Below are 16204 nucleotides of genomic sequence, written 5' to 3'. Positions count from 1 at the left end.
CACCGCTGGGACGGGGCGCGGGCTCATCCCCGTTGCTCGTGCACGATCACGATTCGGACACCAGGTGCCGGAACGCCTGGAGGTTGGCCAGCGACTCGCCGCGCGAGACCCGCCAGTCCCACTCCCGCTGGATGGCGCCGGCGAACCCGATCTCCAGCAGCGTGTTGAAGTCGCCGTCGGCGGCCTCCACCACCTGCCCGAGCACGCGGTCCAGCTCGTCGGGCGTCACCGCGTGCGGGGCGAGCCGGCCGACCAGGTAGATGTCGCCGGTCGTGTCGATCGTGTAGTGGACGCCGTACAGCTTGGCGTTGCGCCGCAACAGGAACCGGTAGACGTCCTCGTGCGCCTCGTCCGGCTTGCGGCACACGAACGCCTCCACCACCAGCGCGTGCCTGCCGACGACCAGCCAGCAGTTCGTCTGGAGCTTCTTCGTGCCCGGCAGGGTCACGAAGAACCGGCCCGGCTCCTTGTTGTCGTAGCGCAGCTCGCGGTCGTCCAGGGTCGACCGGATCACGTCGTCCAGGCTCAAGCGATGACCTCCTCGCGGAACACGTCCCGTGCTTCGGCGTACCCGGCGAGGAGTGAATCAGTCGTGCGGTCCCAGGAGAACCGGCGGGCGTGGCCGACGGCGTTGCTGGCCAGTTCCTCCCGGTACGCGGGGTTCAGCGCGATGGCCGTCAGCACCCGCGCCCACGCACCGGCGTCGTGCCCGTCCACCAACGCCCCGGACACCCCGTCGCGCACCGCCACCGGCAACCCGCCGACCGCCGCCGCGACCACCGGCGTGCCACACGCCTGCGCCTCCAACGCCACCAGCCCGAACGACTCGTTGTAGCTGGGCACCGCCACCACGTCGGCCGCGCGGTAGACCCGCGCCAACGCCTCACCGCCCTGCGGCGGCATGAACCGGACCACGTCCGAGATCCGCAGCTCGGCCGCCAACCGCACCAGCTCGTCGGGCGTCTTCATCCCCGACCCCGAGGGCCCGCCGACCACGAGCACGACCAACCGCGACCGCAAGCCGGGATCGCGCGCCACCATCTCCGCCGCCGCGCGCAACAGCACGTCCGGCGCCTTCAACGGCTGGATGCGACCCACGAAAGCCAGCACGACGGCATCCGACCGCAGCCCCAGAGCCGCCCGGGTCCGGTCCCGATCACCGGGCGTGAACCGCTCCAGGTCCACCCCCGGCGGCACGACCATCACCTTCGACGGGTCCGCGTCGTACAGCTTGACCAGCTCGGCCGCCTCGACGTCGGTGTTGGCCACCAACCGGTCCGCCTCGGCGACCACCTGCTCCTCGCCGATCACCCGCATCCGGGGCTCGGGCATGTCGTCGGCCGCCAGCGCCAGGTTCTTCACCTTCGCCAACGTGTGCGCGGTGTGCACCAACGGCACCGCCCACCGCTCCCGCGCCAACCACCCGACCTGCCCCGACAACCAGTAGTGCGAGTGCACGACGTCGTAGTGCCCGGGCTCGTGCCGCGCCTCGGCCCGCAGCACACCCGCAGTGAAGGCGCACAGCTGACCGGGCAGTTCCTCCTTGCCCAGCCCTTCGAACGGCCCCGCGACCACGTGCCGCACCTTCACGCCGGGCGCCAGCTCGGCCACCGGCGGCAACTCCGAGGACGTGGCCCGGGTGAAGATCTCGACCGCGATGCCCCGCTGCGCCATCCGCGTGGCGGTCTGCACGATGTAGACGTTCATCCCACCCGCGTCGCCCGTGCCGGGCTGCTCCAGCGGCGACGTGTGCACCGACAACACCGCGACCCGCTTCACCGCGAGACCTCCGCGACGAACCGCCCGAGGTCGGCCGCGAAGCACTCCGGCCGTTCCAGGAACGGCGCGTGCCCAATTCCGTCGTAGCGGCGCAAGTCGGCTCCGGGGATCAGGGCCGCCGCGTACTCACCGGCGGCCGGGTCGACCACCTCGTCGGCGGTGCCGTGCACGACCAGTGTCGGCTTGTCGACCGCCTTCAGCACCCCGGCGCTGTCCACGTCCCTCCGGAACATGTCCCGACGGACCCACGGCGGCACCCGCAACGCCGTGCCCAACATCCGCTGCACCACGTCACCGCCCAACCCCGGCGCCTGGTCACGGCAGAACCCCGTCAACGCGGGCACGGCCACCGCCGGATCATCCGAGTACGCCTCCGGCAACACCGCGTCCGCCAGCCGCCCGGTGAGCCCACCCGGCCGACCGCGCCCCAGCTCCGTGATCGCTCCGACGAGCACCAACCCACTGAGCCCCGCCGTACCGTGAAAACGTAGGTAGTCGGCAATCACCAACCCGCCGTACGACCACCCGACCACCACCGCCGGCCGCCCGACGTGATCGAGGACGGCCTTCAGATCAGCCGCCCAGACCGCCGACTCGCGATACCCGCCGCCAGCAACCTCCGACGCGCCGTGACCGCGCAGATCCACCGCGTAACCACGCAACGACGACGGGGGCGACCACACCTCCCCGGACTGAGCCCATCCGTGCACCAGCACGACCGCAGGGGCGTCGGCGGGTCCGGACTCGCGAACCGACAACCGGACGCCCCCGGCGTCGAGGAGAGTGTTCCGCACGACCTACGACAACGCGCAAATCATCCCATCACTTCCCGCACAAGTGATTTTGCGCCATCAACCACACACGCAACGACCACCACTTGATCACCAGACACCCAGCTCAACGACCTCACAACCGCCCACCGACATCACCGCCCCAACAGCCGCACAACGGACCCGGCGCACCCCCGCAGAGGCCCGATTTGACATGGGTTCGGGTGCTTTAGGCTGGTCGAAGCCGGGCAGGCTTGGCGGACGCTCTTCCCGCCAGGCCTGCCCGGCTTTGGCCTGCCTGGAGTGCCCGTAAGGGCCCCATGTCAAATCGAGCCGGACTTGAGCGAGACCATCGGACGGAACCCGAACCACCGCACCGGACCCAACCACCGCGCCGAACTCAACTCACAGCGCCGACATCGTCTGCCACTGCGCCCAAGGGATCTGCCAGTCGTACCAGTCGAACTGCGCCGGCAACGTCGTGATCGACCCGGTCACCTCCACCGGATCACCCACCAACGCGCTGTCGTAGTACGCCTTGGCATCGGCCTCCAACAGGTTCGCGCACCCGTGCGACGAGTTGACCTTGCCGATGTTGCCCGCGTTGTCGTTGTTCTCGTGGATGAACTCACCGTGGTTGGAGAACCGCACCGACCACTTCTTCACCACGTTGGTGTAGCCGTACTGGGGGTTGTCGAAGCTCCACGTGTCGAACTTCTGCATCACGACGAACGTGCCGTTCGGCGTGGCCAGGGCCGGGTCCTCGTCCTTGCCGAACGACGCCGGGTAGGTCGCCACCGTCTGCCCGTCACGCTGCACGACCAGCTGGTGCGACGGCGTGTCGATCTTCACGACCTGGTTGCGGCCGATGGTGAAGTCACTGGTCACGTCCGCGCGGCCGTACGCGCCGCCGCCGTAGGGCACCCCGTACAGCTTCGCCTCGACGTGGATCTGCGTGTTCGCGGGCCAGTACTTCTCCGGCCGGTAGTGGACCTCGCGCGCGCCCAGCCACGCCCAACTGCCCTTGATGCCGGCCGAGTTGGTGACCGTCAACGCCTTCTCCACCGTCGCCCGGTCCGCGACGTCGGCGTCGAACTCGACCTTGATCGGCACGGCCACGCCCATGGTCTGGTTGTCGCCGGGGAACAGCGTCGCGCGCACCTGGGCAGCGGGGTTCAACGTCGTGAACCCGCCCTTCAGGTCGACCGGCCGGCCGTCCGTCCCGGTCGCCCGACCCGCGTACGCGTACGTCTTGCCGTACCCGAGCGGCTCCGTGCTGGCCCACGACTTCTTGTCGTCGGCGAGCTTGCCCTCGATCGCCTTGCCCTCGGGGTTGGTGACCGCGACCTGGTCGATCGTGCCCTCGGCCACGGCGACCTGCACCGGCACGTTCACCGGGGCATCGGTCGCGCCGTCCGCGGGCGCGGTGGTGAACTTGGCCACCGGCGGGTTGTCGCCGCCGACCGGCTTGGCCGTGCCCGTCTCCACCTTCGCCGAGCAGCCGGCCACCAGGGCCAAGCCGAGCAGCAGAGCCGCCACTGTCCTGTGCACGTTACGACCTCCTGATCGAAGGACGTCCCACCCGACTCCTGGTGCGAGTGATTCGCATCACAGCTACGTCTCGCACATAGGATCTCCGGTGTGAACCGTCCTATCGCAGTCGTGACCGGAGCCAGTGCGGGCATCGGTGAGGCCACCGCCCGCAGGCTCGCCGCCGAGGGCTTCCACGTGGTGCTCGGCGCCCGGCGGGTCGACCGCCTCAAGGCTATCGCGGATGAGATCGAGGGCACCGCGGTCGAGTTGGACGTCACCTCAGCTCCGTCGGTCGAGTCCTTCCTCGACGCCGTCCCGGCGGCGAACGTGCTGGTCAACAACGCCGGCGGCGCACGCGGCCTGACCACCGTCGCGGAGGCGGACGAGGAGCACTGGCGGTGGATGTGGGAGACGAACGTGCTGGGCACGTTGCGCGTCACCAAGGGCCTGCTGCCGAAGCTGATCGCCTCCGGTGACGGGCACGTCGTCACCGTCACCTCGGTCGCCGCCTACGAGGCCTACGACAACGGCTCCGGCTACACCTCGGCCAAGCACGCCCAGTCCGCGCTGCACCGCACCCTCCGCGGCGAACTGCTCGGCCAGCCCGTCCGCGTGACCGAGATCCTGCCCGGCATGGTCGAGACCGACTTCTCCGTCAACCGGTTCGACGGCGACGCCGACCGCGCCGCGGCCGTCTACCAGGGCGTCACCCCGCTGACCGCGGACGACGTCGCGGACGTGATCGCGTTCGCGGTGACCAGGCCGTCGCACGTCAACCTGGACCAGATCGTCCTCAAGCCCCGCGCCCAAGCCTCCGCGTCCAGGGTGCACCGGGCGTGATCACCCGGACGTGAGCAACTCCACGTCCAACTGGTCGAGCACCGGACCGATGGGGTTCGCGAATCCCCGGTCCGGGCTCCCGCCGCAGTACAAGCCGACCACGCGGTTCGCGTCGTCCAGCAGCACCGCGCCCGAATCACCGTGGTCGGCGAACCGGGGCGTCTCGATCCGGATCTGGTCGTGCAGCGTCCGCACGCCCAACCCCACCCCGAAGTCCAGCGTGATCGCCGCGTCCGTCGACGCCACCACGCCCTCGGTGACCGCCGTCGTCCGCCCGCGCTTGCGCACCCGATCACCGACCCGCGCCGACGCCCGACCCGTCACCGCGCCCAACCCCACCACCTCGGGCCGCACGCGCGGCGTGGTCAGCATGATCGCGGCCGCGTCCACCCGTGCCGACAGCGCCGCCCGCGCCAGCACGCCGATCCGGTCGTGCACCGGGTGCCCGCCGTCGACGCGGGACGGGTGCACCATCGCGTCGCCGACCGCCCAGGCGTCGTCGACGCAGGCCACGTGGAACGACGTCAACGCCATCACGGTGTGCCTGCGGCGCGGCGTGACCAGCGCGCCCAGCGTCCCGGCCACCACGTAGTCGTCCACCTCCGGCACGTCCGGCGGCACGAACCGGATCGCCCGGCTCGGCCCGATCCCGATGCCGCCGGCCAACGACTCGTGCCGCTCCGCCCCGCTCACGCCCTCGGGCGACGCGATGGTGTGGTGCAGCCAGAACGTGTCCTCGACCACGTCGGTCGGCACGCCGAGCACGTCCGGCGGGATGGCGAACTGGGCGGCGCGACCCTTGCGGCGGACGAACACGACGATGGCCAGCTCACCGGTCGGCCGGCCGCCGACGGTCTTCTCGCCGAGGTCGACCCCCACCACGCCGGGCCGGCTCAGGAAATCGTCCTCGACCAGCTTCTTGATCGGCCTGACGGCCGCGCGATCGTCGTCGGGGTAGGCCATGACGACCTCCAACGGGTGCCTCTACCTCCATGAAACGCGTGGAGTGAGGATTCGTCACACGGAGTCACCCGTTCGGCCGTTCAGCGGTGGGAGGTGATCCCAACCAGCGGACATCACCGGAGCCCGCAGGCCACCAGCGACATCACCCGAACTCGCACCCGACCGGCGACATCACCCGAGCTCGCAGCCCACCAGCACCGGTTCCGGGAGCAACTCCACCCCGAACGCCGCCCGCACCCCGTCGCGCACCTCGCGCGCCAGGTCCAGCAGGTCCTCGGTCGACGCGCCGCCCCGGTTCGTCAACGCCAGCGTGTGCTTGCCCGACAGCGCCACCCGACCGCCCGGCCCCCGGTGCCCGCGCCCGAACCCGGCCCGTTCGATCAGCCACGCCGCCGACAGCTTCGAGTACCCGACGCCCGCCGGGTACGTCGGCACGTCCACGTGCGGCCCGAGGCGTTCGGCGATCCGGATCAGCACCCCGGCCAACGTCGAGTCGTCCAGCAGCGGGTTGGTGAAGAACGAGCCCGCGCTCCACGTGTCGTGGTCGGTCGCGTCCAGCACCATGCCCTTGCCGCGCCGCAGTTCCAGCACCGCCTTGCGGGCCGCGTCGGCGGGCACCCGGTCGCCCGGCGCGACGCCGAGCACCCTGGCCAGCTCGCCGTACCGGATGGGCGCGGACTGCCCGCCCGCGGTCAACGCGAACCGCGCCCGCAGCACCACCGCGTGGTCGGTGCCCTTCAGCACGCTCGTCCGGTACGCAAGCCCCAAGCCGTCCGCGGGCACCTGGTGCACCCGGCCCGTGCGCCGGTCCAGCAGGTCCACCGACGTCAGCACCTGCGCGACCTCGACGCCGTACGCGCCGACGTTCTGCACCGGCGTCGCCCCGACCAGCCCCGGGATGCCGGACAGGCACTCCAGCCCGCCCAGCCCCTGCGCGACGGCCTCCGCGACGACCGAGTCCCAGTCCTCGCCCGCCTCCACGGTCAGCTGCACGAGGCCGTCGCCCAGCGGGTCGAGCCGACGGCCGGACGTGCCGACGGCCACCACCGTGCCGTCGAACCCGGCGTCGGAGACGACCAGGTTCGAACCGCCGCCGAGCAGCAACAACGGTTCGCCGTCCGCGTCCAACGCGCGCACGGTCTCGACGAGTTCGGCGGCTGTGGCGGCGCGCGTGAACCTCGTCGCGGGGCCACCGAGCCGCAGCGTGGTGCACTCGGCCAGCGGCACACGGGCACTGGAGGGCGGGGTGGTCACGACCGAGAACGGTAGCCTCCGCGACATGGCACGCCGCATCGAGCACCGAACCACGTCCCGCTGGCCGGCGCGGGACGTGTACGCAGCGCTGGTGGACCAGTCGTACCTGCGCGACCGGCTCGCCGAGCTGGGCGGCACGAACCCGGAGCTGGTCGCCTTCACCGCCACGGGCCAGAGCACGTCCTACCAGCTCAAGCAGGGTGTGCCCGCGGACAAGCTGCCGTCGGTGGCCCGCGGCCTGCTCGGCGGCGACCTCGTCATCGACCGCGCCGAGTCGTGGACCGAGGCCGGTTACGCGGGCACGGTCGAGGTGACGCTGAACGGCGTCCCGGGCCGGCTGGACGGCACGATCACGCTCGCCGACACCGCGACTGGGAGCGAACTCACCCTCACGGGTCAGGTCAAGGTGGGCATCCCGATCATGGGCGGCAAGCTGGAGGCGATGATCGCCGAACAGGTGTCGCTGCTGCTCGACAAGGAATCCGAGTTCACCGCCGAATGGCTCGCACGCCGCGCCTAGCCGCGGGCCGGGCCCGTGCGCTCGGCCTGCCGACGAGGGGCACCACCAACCCGAACCGCCTGCGCCGGGTCGACCGGTGGGTCGCGCACGCGTACCGCGACCTGCTCTCCACACCCGAGCCGCTGGTGGTCGACCTCGGCTACGGCTCCTCGCCGATCACCACCGTCGAGCTGGCGGCACGGCTGCGCGCGGTCAACCCGGACGTCCGCGTGCTGGGCCTCGAACTCGACGCCGAACGGGTCGCCGCGGGCAAGGAGGTCGCCGACCCGCCGCGGCTCGACTTCCGCCGCGGCGGGTTCGAGTTGGCCGGCGCCCGGCCCGTGCTGCTGCGCGCGTTCAACGTGCTGCGCCAGTACACCGAGGAGCAGGCGGCCGAGGCGTGGGACACCATGGTCGGCCGGCTCGCGCCCGGCGGCGTGCTGGTCGAGGGCACGTGCGACGAGATCGGCCGCCGTTGCTGCTGGGTGGCGTTGACCTCCGACGGGCCGCGGACGTTCACGCTCTCGTGCCTGCCCGCCGACCTGGAGACCCCGGGCGACCTGGCCGAACGGCTGCCGAAGGCGTTGATCCACCACAACGTGCCCGGTGAGAAGGTGCACGCCCTGCTGTCCGAGCTGGACGCGTGCTGGGCGACGTGCGCGCCGTTCGCGCCTTACGGCCCGCGTGCGCGCTGGGTGGAGTCCGTGCGGCTGCTGGCCGAACGCGGCTGGCCCGTGCTGGACGACCGGAAGCGGTGGCGGCTGGGCGAGGTCACCCTGCCCTGGGACGTGGTGAGTCCCTAGGCTTGTGGCGTGGACCACGCCGACTTCGTGCAGCACCTGAGGACCCAGTACGCCGCCGTGCGTGACGCGGCGGTGGCCGCCGGGCCGGACGCGCCGGTGCCCACCTGCGCGGGATGGACGGTGCGGGACCTGATCGACCACGTGGGGAGCGTCCACTCCTGGGCGTTGCGTGCCCTGCACACGCCGGCGGACGGTGAGAGGCCGCGGGCCGACGAACGCCCCGCCGACTGGGACGAGCTGCTCGACTGGTGGGACAAGAAGGTCGCCGAGCTGGCCGACACCCTGGCCGGCGCCACGCCTGACACGCCCGCGTGGACGTTCATCGGGCCGAAGACCTTCGGTTTCTGGTCACGCCGACAGGCGCACGAGACCGCGATCCACCGGCTGGACGCCGAGCACGCGCGGCACGGCGCGGACGTGCCGACGCTGCTGTTCGACGTCGAGTTCGCGGCCGACGGGGTGGACGAGTTCCTGACGCGGATGGTGGTGCGGGCCGCCCAGCGCAAGCCGGTCGAGCGGTCGGGCCGGGTGCTGTTCCACGCCGCCGACGCGGGCCGCGCCTGGGAGGTCCGGCTCACGCCCGGCCGACCGCCGGAGGCGGGTCCGATCACCGATTCGGCGACCGACGAGGACGCCACCGTGGCGGGCACCGCCGACGCGCTGTACCGGGCGGCGTGGGGCCGGCCCAGCGGCGCCATCACATCGGGTGACAGGTCACTGCTGGACGGGCTGCCGCGACCGTAGATACTTCCGGTCGTGCCTCTGCCTGAACGACGCTACGTGATCACCTTCGGCTGCCCCGACCGCACCGGCATCGTGGCCCGGATCTCCTCGTTCCTGGCCGAGCACGGCGGCTGGATCGTCGAAGCGGCCTACCACACCGACCCGACCACCAACTGGTTCTTCACCCGCCAGGAGGTCCGGGCCGACTCGCTGCCGTTCGACGTGGACGAGCTGCGGGCCCGGTTCGCGGAGGTGGCCCGTGACCTGGGCGCGCACCCCGGCTCGTGGCGGGTCGCCGACTCCGGCGAGCGCAGGCGGGTGGTGATCCTGGTGTCCAAGGAGGGGCACTGCCTGTACGACCTGCTCGGCCGGGTGGCGTCGCAGGAGCTGGACGTCGACGTGTCCGCGGTCATCGGCAACCACGCCGACCTGGCCGGGATCACCAGGGCGCACGGCATCCCGTTCCACCACGTGCCGTTCCCGGCGAACGACCCGGAGGGCAAGGCGGCGGCGTTCGCGCAGCTGCGGCAGCTCGTCGACGGGCACCGGCCGCACGCGGTGGTGCTGGCGCGGTTCATGCAGATCCTGCCCGCGGAGCTGTGCGCGGACTGGGCCGGGCGGGCGTTGAACATCCACCACAGCTTCCTGCCGTCGTTCATCGGCGCGCGGCCGTACCACCAGGCGCACAGCCGGGGCGTGAAGCTGGTCGGCGCGACGTGCCACTACGTGACCGCGGACCTCGACCAGGGTCCGATCGTGGAGCAGGACGTGATCCGGGTGGACCACACCGACTCCATCAACGACATGGTGCGCAAGGGGCGTGACATCGAGAAGGTCGTGCTGGCGCGCGGTCTGCGGTGGCACTTGGAGGACCGCGTGCTGGTGCACGGGAACCAGACCGTCATCTTCTGAGAAATTTTCTCCGAATCGGGTTGAACCGCTCCGGCGGTCCGCACGTGTCCTGGGTGTCGGCCACTCGGCGATGAAACCCTCACCATTCGGAGAATTCCATGCTGCGCAAGCATGTCGCGCCCTTTGCCGCCCTCATCGCGTTGGGTGCCCTGGCCCTGTCGGCCTGCGGTGTCGACGGCTCGGCCCAACCGGCACCCCAGGCGCAGCCCGTCGACCAGCGGGTTCAGCAGGAGTCGGCCGGTTCTGACCCGGCCGGGGTGTCGTTCCTCGCCGGGACGGCGCGGTCCAACAAAGCCGATCCGAACACCGGCGACCTCGCGCCGAAATCCGCGCCGCGCGAGGTGAAGGACAAGTGGGTGCAGTTGCGCGCCACGTCCGCCGGCGCGTTGAACCCCGTTGTGGTAAACGGCGCGGGAATGACGCTCTACCGCTTCGACAAGGACACCGCGAACCCGTCCGAGTCCACGTGCGACGGCGAGTGCGCGCAGACGTGGCCGCCGGTCACCATCGCCAAGGGCGGCAAGGTGTTCATCGCGGGCATCGCGAAGCGGGACGTCGGTTTCGTCAAGCGCGCCGACGGTCGGACGCAGCTCACCGTCGGCGGTTGGCCGGTCTACCTGTTCAGCAAGGACGTCAAGCCCGGTGACACGCTCGGCCAGGGCGTCGGCGGCACGTGGTTCGGCGTGACGCCGAACGGCCAGAAGGCGGGCACGCCCGTCGCCACCACCACGCCGCCCGCGCCGGCAGGCCCCGCCGTGCCGCCTGCCACGTCCGCGACCCTGTTCTCCGGCAAGAACTTCGACGACTTCAGCGGCACCAACTTCGCCACCGGCGTCACCGGGCCGGGCTGCCAGGACGTGCGGGGCGACTTCCTGTCGATCGCGCCCGGCGGTTCGGTGAAGCTGTGGTCCGAGCCGGGCTGCACGGGCAAGTCCGCCGTGATCACCGACGACGTCCGCGACGTGACCGCGCTCGGTTTCCCGACGGGCCCGAAGTCCCTGTTCTTCGGCTGACCTCACGTCCCGAACGTCGAACTCACCGCTCCCGAACGTAGGACTCTCGCGTCCTGAACGTAGGACTCTCGCGAGAGTCCTACGTTCGCGTCGCGCGTGTCGAACGCTCAGGTGCCGCGTGTCGAACGTTCGCGCACCCCGTGTTCAACGCTCGGCCGTAGGCTGCGCCGGTGCGCACCGAGTACACCGACCTCGACCAGGTCCGCGCGGCGGCCGAGCTGAGGCACGCCGTCCTCGTCGGGCTCGACCTGAGCGAAGAGGAGCTGCGCGTGCCGATGGACGGCGCGCTGTTCCTCGGCTGCACGCTCTCGCCGCTCGGCCAACGACGTGCGGCGGCGGCCGGCGCGCTGGTGTTCCCGACGATCCCGGACCTGCCGTACGACGTGTACCGGTCGCGGCTCTACACGCCGGCCGAGCTGTTCGCCGGGTTCGACCCGGACGACCCGCTGTCCTACGCCGACACCCCGGACGCCCTGATCTACCAGCACACCCGCGCCCAGGGCCACAACCCCGACCCGCTGCACGCGCTCGCCGAACGCCTGCACGACCACGCGATCACCGAGGCGTTGGACGACGCGCTGTCCGCACGTCCGGTCGCCGTGATGGGCGGGCACGCGCTCGGCCGCGACACGGACGGCTACCGGCGTGCCGTGCGGCTGGGCGCGGCGCTCGGCGAGGCCGGGTTCACCGTGCTGACCGGCGGCGGCCCTGGCGTGATGGAGGCCGTGCCGCTGGGCGTGCGGATCGGCGTGGACGAGCCGACGTTGAAGGACCTGGCGAAGGCTCCGGGCTTCGGCGGCGACGCCGAGTCCATCGGCCGCTGGATCGCCGCGTGCCCCACCGACCTGCCCACCTCCGACCGGCCGCGCACGATCGGCATCCCGACGTGGTTCTACGGCCACGAGCCGCCGAACCCGGCGTGCGAGCTGCACGCCAAGTACTTCGCCAACTCGGTCCGCGAGGAGGGCCTGCTCACCGTCGCCACCGGCGGCATCATCTACACGCCGGGCAGCGCGGGCACCGTGCAGGAGGTCTTCCAGGACTACTGCCAGAACCACTACGGCTCGGTCGGCCCGGCCGCGCCGATGGTGTTCCTGGGCCGGGACTTCTGGGTCGACGAGGTGCCGGCCGCACCACTGGTGCAACGCCTCGCCCGTGGCCGGGAGGCCGAGCGCTGGATCCTCGTCACGGACGACGCCGACGAGGCCGTCAGCTTCCTCCGGGAGTACGCGGCGTGATCACCCGCTCCACCACCTCGGCCGCGTCCAGGCACACGTCCTCGCGGTAGGCCCGCCCGATCAGCTGCACGCCGACCGGCAGCCCGTCGACCACCCCGGTCGGCACGGCCACCGCCGGCAGGCCCGCGAAGCTCGTCGCGGTGCACAGCCGCATCGCGCCGGTCACCAGGTCGTGCCCCTCGCGCGAACGCGACTCCAGCCCCGGCTCGGGCGGACGCGCGGTGAACACCGGCCCGAGCACCAGCGGGAACCGGCCCAGGAACTCCGCCCACGCCCGCTTCACGCCCAGCAGCACGCCGGTGAGCCGCAGGTACTCGGCGACGTCGACCGGCCCGGCCTTCGCCATCGACAGCTCGATGTACCGGTGGCCTTCCGCGCCGAGCAGGGTGCGCACCACCGGCCAGCTCGGCGTGAACTCGGTCATCAGCATGGCCCCGTACGCCGACAGCGCCTCGTCCAGCACCGGCACGTCCGCCTCGACCACCTCGTACCCGGCGTCCGACAGCACGCCGGCGGCGTCCTCGACCGCGGCCCGCACCACCGGGTCGACACCCGTCCCGCCGGGATCGGCGACCACGGCGACCCGACGCGGCACCGGCGGCCCGGTCAACGGCACGGGCACCGCCCGCGGGTCGCGCGGCGACGTGCCCGCCAACGCCTCGAACGCGAGCCGCAGGTCCCCGACGGTCCGGGCGAGCGGCCCGTCCACGACGAACAGCTGCGCGCCCAGCGGCGGGTCGTCCGGACCGAGCCGGTGGTCGGCCGGGAACCGCCCGTAGGTCGGCTTCAACCCGGCCACGCCGCAGAACGCCGCCGGGATGCGCACCGAGCCGCCGGAGTCGTTGCCCAGCCCCAACCCCGCCATCCCGGTGGCCACCGCCACCCCGTCACCACCGCTGGAGCCGCCGGGCGTGACGGTCGGGTCCCACGGGTTGACCGTGTCGCCGAACAGCTCGCTGCGCGTGTGCATGCCGGCCAACGTGAGCGTCGGCATGTTCGCGTGCCCGATGGGGATCGCGCCCGCCGCCCGCAGCCGGGCCACCGGCGGCGCGTCCAGCGGCGTCACGAAGTCCTTGAACCGCACCGCGCCGTGGGTCGTCGGCACGCCGCCGATCGCGATGCTCTCCTTCACCGTGAACGGCACCCCGGCCAACGGCCCGCGCGCACCGCCCCGGTCGACCTCCGCCGCCTCGGCCAACGCCTGCTCGGCCAGCAGCCGCGTGATCGCGTTGACCACCGGGTTCACCGCCTCGATGCGCGCCAGGTGGCTCTCCACCAGCTCGACCGCCGTGACGCGGCCCGATCGCACCGCGGCGGCCTGCTCCGCCGCCGTCCACTCCCACATGACGCCCCCGTTCCGATGCAAGTGCATCGGATAGTATCCACAGGTGCCCAAGCAGGTCGAATACGAATCCCGGCGCAGGCAGATCACCGACGCGGTGTTCCTGCTCGCCGACGAACGCGGCCTCGAAGGCGTGACGCTGAGGGACGTCGCGGCGCGCGCGGACGTCTCGATGGGCGCGGTGCAGCGGTGCTTCCGCACCAAGGACGAGATGCTGCGGTTCGCGCTGGAAGAGGTCGGCAGGCGCATCCTGGGCCGGGCGGGCGGCACCGCGGTCGAGGCGGCACGCGCCGTCGCGCTGCCCGAGCGCGCCGAAGCCAGGGTGTGGCTCGCGTTCGTCGCGCAGGCGGCCGTCAGCCCGGCGCTCGCGCCCGTCCTGCGCGCGAGCTACGCCGACCTGGAGGACATGTTCACCAGGCTCCTGGGCGACCGCGCGCGAGCGCGCACGGTGCTGGCGCTGGCCGACGGCCTCACCACGCACGTGCTCATCGGGCACCTCACGCACGACCAGGCGCGCGAGGTGCTCGACCGGCAGCTCGCGACCTAGCGGGCCAAGCCCTCGACGACCTCGGCGTTCGGCAGCTTCGCCAGCACCTCGCCCGGCACGAGGATCTTGCTGCCCCGGATGCCGCTGCCGATGACCAGTTCCGACGCCGCCGCCACCTCCGGCGACAGCAGCACGGGCCAGTCCTCGGGCAGGCCGATCGGCGTGATGCCGCCGTACTCCATGCCGCTGAGCGACACCGCGTCGTCCATCGGCGCGAACGACGCCTTGCGCGCGTCCAGCCGCCGCCGGACGACGCCGTTCACGTCCGCGCGCGTGGTCGCCAGCACGACGCACGCCGCGTACCGGACGGTGTCGCCGCGCTTGCCCGCGACGACGACGCAGTTCGCCGACGCCGCCAACGGCGAGCCGTAGTGCGCGCAGAACTCGGCCGTGTCCGCCAACGTCGGGTCGATCTCCGCGACCGCGAGCCGCGCGCCGTCCGCCATCGACCGCAGCGCCGCGGCGACCGGGTCCGCGACCAGGTCGAGCCGGTCGAGCACCGGCAAGGGGGTCAGGGTTCCTGCGATGGTCCACACACCGACCATCCTGCCGGCTGCCCTTGACGTTGACGTTACGTCAACCCCTAACGTGGTCGGCACAGGGAGGGAGCACGGGAATGGCCTGGTCGATCGCACAGGTCGCGCGCATGTCGAAGGTGACTTCGCGGACGTTGCGGCACTACGACGCGATCGGCCTGCTCGAACCGGCGTGGATCGGCGGCAACGGCTACCGGTACTACGAGCGCGAGCAGCTGCTCAAGCTCCAGCGGATCCTGCTGCTGCGCGACCTGGGACTCGGCCTCGACACCGTGGCCGAGGTCCTGGACGGGCGGCACCGGACGGTCGACGTGCTGCGCAACCACGCGCGGTGGCTGGCCGCCGAGCAGGAACGGCTGGCGAAGCTGGCCCGGACCGTCTCCCGCACGATCGAGGAACTGGAAGGGGGTGACGAAGTGAAGATGGAAGAGCTGTTCGACGGCTTCGACGCCGACCGCCAGGCCCGCTACGAGGCGGAGCTGGTGGAGCGCTACGGCGACCAGGCGCAGGAGCACATCGACGAGGGCAAGCGCCGGATGAAGGGCTGGACCAAGGCCGACGCCGACGGCTTCATGGCCGAGTGGAACACCCTCCGCCAGGCCTACGCCGAGCTGTTCGACGCCGGTGTCGCGGCCGACTCGCCGCGCGCGCTGGACGTGACCGACCGGCACTACCGGTGGGTCTGCCGCAGCTGGACGCCGAACCGGGAGTCCTACACCGGGCTCGGTGAGCTGTACGTGGACGCGCCGGACTTCAAGGTCCAGTTCGACGCGCACGCCGAGGGCTTCGCCGAGTACGTCCGCGACGCGATCGCGGCGTACGCGGCGGCCAGGCTCTAGTACGTCCACGGGGAGGTGCACATCCCCGTGGACCCGGTCCGGAACGCGGTCAGATGTCCTGGAGACCGAAGGCCTTGAGCGCCTCGCGGTTGAACGCGGGCAGGTCGTCGGGCTTGCGGCTGGTGACCAGGGTCCACCCGGCCTGGTGGCAGACCCGCACCTCCTCGTCCGACCAGTCGCCGCCCGCGTTGCGGATGTCGGTGGCCAGGCTCGGGAACGAAGTCAGCTCCTTGCCGCGGACCACGTCCGCCTCCACCAGCAGCCACGGCCCGTGGCAGATCGCCGCGACCGGCTTGCCCGCGGCGATGTGCTGCTTGACGAACTTCACGGCGTCGCGGTCCATCCGCAGGAAGTCGGCGTTGGCCACGCCACCCGGGATCACCACGGCGTCGTAGTCCATGGGGTCCGCGTGCGCGAACGGCACGTCCACGTCGAACGTGTCGGCGGGCTTGAGGTGGTCGTACGCCTGCACCGTTCCCAGCTTCGGCGCGAGCAGCCTCGGCACCGCGCCTGCCTTGTCCACGTGCTGCCAGGGGTCGGTCAGCTCGACCTGCTCGATGCCCTCCGTGTCGACCAGGAAAGCGATCCTCTTCTGTTCGGCCATGCGGTTCGG

At 71.8% G+C, this 16204-nt stretch carries 18 protein-coding genes; 9 read left to right on the top strand and 9 right to left on the bottom strand.

What is annotated here, in order from left to right:
* Positions 1 to 46 precede the first annotated feature (46 nt).
* The 4 genes from ADK67_RS44700 to ADK67_RS44685 all read right to left on the bottom strand — a co-directional run bounded on the left by ADK67_RS44700 (position 47) and on the right by ADK67_RS44685 (position 4100).
* The gene (locus ADK67_RS44700) at positions 47 to 529 is read right to left on the bottom strand and encodes a YbjN domain-containing protein (protein WP_053722688.1); all 483 of its coding nucleotides are present in this window, start codon (positions 527 to 529) and stop codon (positions 47 to 49) included.
* Entirely contained in the window at positions 526 to 1779 is a 1254-nt protein-coding gene (mshA, locus tag ADK67_RS44695) for a D-inositol-3-phosphate glycosyltransferase (protein ID WP_197289923.1), read from the bottom strand. Before mshA ends, ADK67_RS44700 begins: the two co-directional genes overlap by 4 nt.
* On the bottom strand, positions 1776 to 2573 hold the full coding sequence (locus ADK67_RS44690; RefSeq protein WP_053722687.1) for an alpha/beta fold hydrolase: 798 nt from the start codon (positions 2571 to 2573) through the stop codon (positions 1776 to 1778). The genes mshA and ADK67_RS44690 overlap by 4 nt, the downstream gene beginning before the upstream one ends.
* 381 nt (positions 2574 to 2954) lie before the next feature.
* Complete coding sequence (locus ADK67_RS44685) at positions 2955 to 4100, bottom strand: L,D-transpeptidase (protein WP_053722686.1); 1146 nt, start codon at positions 4098 to 4100, stop codon at positions 2955 to 2957.
* A gap of 90 nt (positions 4101 to 4190) precedes the next feature.
* Between ADK67_RS44685 and ADK67_RS44680 the strand changes: the two genes are divergently transcribed.
* On the top strand, positions 4191 to 4922 hold the full coding sequence (locus ADK67_RS44680) for an SDR family NAD(P)-dependent oxidoreductase (protein WP_053722685.1): 732 nt from the start codon (positions 4191 to 4193) through the stop codon (positions 4920 to 4922).
* Here ADK67_RS44680 and ADK67_RS44675 read toward each other — a convergent pair whose 3' ends face one another.
* Both ADK67_RS44675 and ADK67_RS44670 read right to left on the bottom strand, forming a co-directional pair.
* A complete protein-coding gene (locus ADK67_RS44675; protein WP_053722709.1) occupies positions 4923 to 5885 on the bottom strand; it encodes a hypothetical protein in 963 nt (320 codons plus the stop codon). It abuts the gene before it with no gap.
* A 171-nt stretch (positions 5886 to 6056) separates the two neighbouring features.
* The gene (locus ADK67_RS44670; protein WP_053722684.1) at positions 6057 to 7166 is read right to left on the bottom strand and encodes a UDP-N-acetylmuramate dehydrogenase; all 1110 of its coding nucleotides are present in this window, start codon (positions 7164 to 7166) and stop codon (positions 6057 to 6059) included.
* Between ADK67_RS44670 and ADK67_RS44665 the strand changes: the two genes are divergently transcribed.
* The 6 genes from ADK67_RS44665 (at position 7165) to ADK67_RS44640 (ending at position 12327) form a co-directional block, all read left to right on the top strand.
* Positions 7165 to 7659, top strand: a complete 495-nt coding sequence (locus ADK67_RS44665) for a DUF2505 domain-containing protein (RefSeq protein WP_053722708.1) — start codon at positions 7165 to 7167, stop codon at positions 7657 to 7659. The two genes, ADK67_RS44670 and ADK67_RS44665, sit on opposite strands and share 2 nt — an antisense overlap.
* Positions 7638 to 8441, top strand: a complete 804-nt coding sequence (locus ADK67_RS44660) for a methylase (protein ID WP_053722683.1) — start codon at positions 7638 to 7640, stop codon at positions 8439 to 8441. The genes ADK67_RS44665 and ADK67_RS44660 overlap by 22 nt, the downstream gene beginning before the upstream one ends.
* 9 nt (positions 8442 to 8450) lie before the next feature.
* Entirely contained in the window at positions 8451 to 9185 is a 735-nt protein-coding gene (locus ADK67_RS44655) for a maleylpyruvate isomerase family mycothiol-dependent enzyme (protein ID WP_082404776.1), read from the top strand.
* A gap of 12 nt (positions 9186 to 9197) precedes the next feature.
* The gene (gene purU / locus ADK67_RS44650) at positions 9198 to 10076 is read left to right on the top strand and encodes a formyltetrahydrofolate deformylase (RefSeq protein ID WP_053722682.1); all 879 of its coding nucleotides are present in this window, start codon (positions 9198 to 9200) and stop codon (positions 10074 to 10076) included.
* 98 nt (positions 10077 to 10174) lie between these two features.
* Entirely contained in the window at positions 10175 to 11089 is a 915-nt protein-coding gene (locus tag ADK67_RS44645) for a hypothetical protein (protein WP_053722681.1), read from the top strand.
* Between the two features lie 170 nt (positions 11090 to 11259).
* A complete protein-coding gene (locus ADK67_RS44640) occupies positions 11260 to 12327 on the top strand; it encodes an LOG family protein (RefSeq protein WP_053722680.1) in 1068 nt (355 codons plus the stop codon).
* On the opposite strand, the gene ADK67_RS44635 is transcribed toward ADK67_RS44640, so the two are convergent.
* Positions 12299 to 13699: an amidase gene (locus ADK67_RS44635; protein WP_197289922.1), complete on the bottom strand. Its 1401-nt coding sequence runs from the start codon at positions 13697 to 13699 to the stop codon at positions 12299 to 12301. The genes ADK67_RS44640 and ADK67_RS44635 overlap by 29 nt on opposite strands.
* Positions 13700 to 13715: 16 nt before the next feature.
* Between ADK67_RS44635 and ADK67_RS44630 the strand changes: the two genes are divergently transcribed.
* Positions 13716 to 14216, top strand: a complete 501-nt coding sequence (locus ADK67_RS44630; protein ID WP_053722679.1) for a TetR/AcrR family transcriptional regulator — start codon at positions 13716 to 13718, stop codon at positions 14214 to 14216.
* On the opposite strand, the gene ADK67_RS44625 is transcribed toward ADK67_RS44630, so the two are convergent.
* Positions 14213 to 14761 carry a YbaK/EbsC family protein gene (locus ADK67_RS44625; RefSeq protein ID WP_053722678.1) on the bottom strand — a complete coding sequence of 183 codons (549 nt, stop codon included), beginning with the start codon at positions 14759 to 14761 and terminating at the stop codon, positions 14213 to 14215. The genes ADK67_RS44630 and ADK67_RS44625 overlap by 4 nt on opposite strands.
* Before the next feature lie 71 nt (positions 14762 to 14832).
* Here ADK67_RS44625 and ADK67_RS44620 point away from each other — a divergent pair, with 71 nt between their 5' ends.
* A complete protein-coding gene (locus ADK67_RS44620) occupies positions 14833 to 15591 on the top strand; it encodes a MerR family transcriptional regulator (protein WP_053722677.1) in 759 nt (252 codons plus the stop codon).
* Between the two features lie 49 nt (positions 15592 to 15640).
* Here the strand turns inward: ADK67_RS44620 and ADK67_RS44615 are convergent, their stop codons facing one another.
* Positions 15641 to 16195, bottom strand: coding sequence for a type 1 glutamine amidotransferase domain-containing protein (locus ADK67_RS44615; RefSeq protein WP_053722676.1), 555 nt, complete (start codon positions 16193 to 16195; stop codon positions 15641 to 15643).
* Positions 16196 to 16204 lie beyond the last annotated feature (9 nt).

Source organism: Saccharothrix sp. NRRL B-16348, from assembly GCF_001280085.1.
Classification (GTDB): domain Bacteria; phylum Actinomycetota; class Actinomycetes; order Mycobacteriales; family Pseudonocardiaceae; genus Actinosynnema.
Note: the sequence above shows the minus strand (reverse complement) of the source record. Positions and strands in the feature narration are given on the sequence as shown.

Excerpts from the sequence above, each read along its gene's own strand:
- ADK67_RS44620 (WP_053722677.1), top strand. The coding sequence starts at position 14,833 with ATGGCCTGGTCGATCGCACAGGTCGCGCGCATGTCGAAGGTGACTTCG.
- ADK67_RS44675 (WP_053722709.1), bottom strand. The coding sequence starts at position 5,885 with ATGGCCTACCCCGACGACGATCGCGCGGCCGTCAGGCCGATCAAGAAG.
- ADK67_RS44635 (WP_197289922.1), bottom strand. The coding sequence starts at position 13,699 with ATGCACTTGCATCGGAACGGGGGCGTCATGTGGGAGTGGACGGCGGCG.
- ADK67_RS44615 (WP_053722676.1), bottom strand. The coding sequence starts at position 16,195 with ATGGCCGAACAGAAGAGGATCGCTTTCCTGGTCGACACGGAGGGCATC.
- ADK67_RS44625 (WP_053722678.1), bottom strand. The coding sequence starts at position 14,761 with ATGGTCGGTGTGTGGACCATCGCAGGAACCCTGACCCCCTTGCCGGTG.
- ADK67_RS44645 (WP_053722681.1), top strand. The coding sequence starts at position 10,175 with ATGCTGCGCAAGCATGTCGCGCCCTTTGCCGCCCTCATCGCGTTGGGT.
- ADK67_RS44670 (WP_053722684.1), bottom strand. The coding sequence starts at position 7,166 with ATGTCGCGGAGGCTACCGTTCTCGGTCGTGACCACCCCGCCCTCCAGT.
- ADK67_RS44660 (WP_053722683.1), top strand. The coding sequence starts at position 7,638 with ATGGCTCGCACGCCGCGCCTAGCCGCGGGCCGGGCCCGTGCGCTCGGC.
- ADK67_RS44665 (WP_053722708.1), top strand. The coding sequence starts at position 7,165 with ATGGCACGCCGCATCGAGCACCGAACCACGTCCCGCTGGCCGGCGCGG.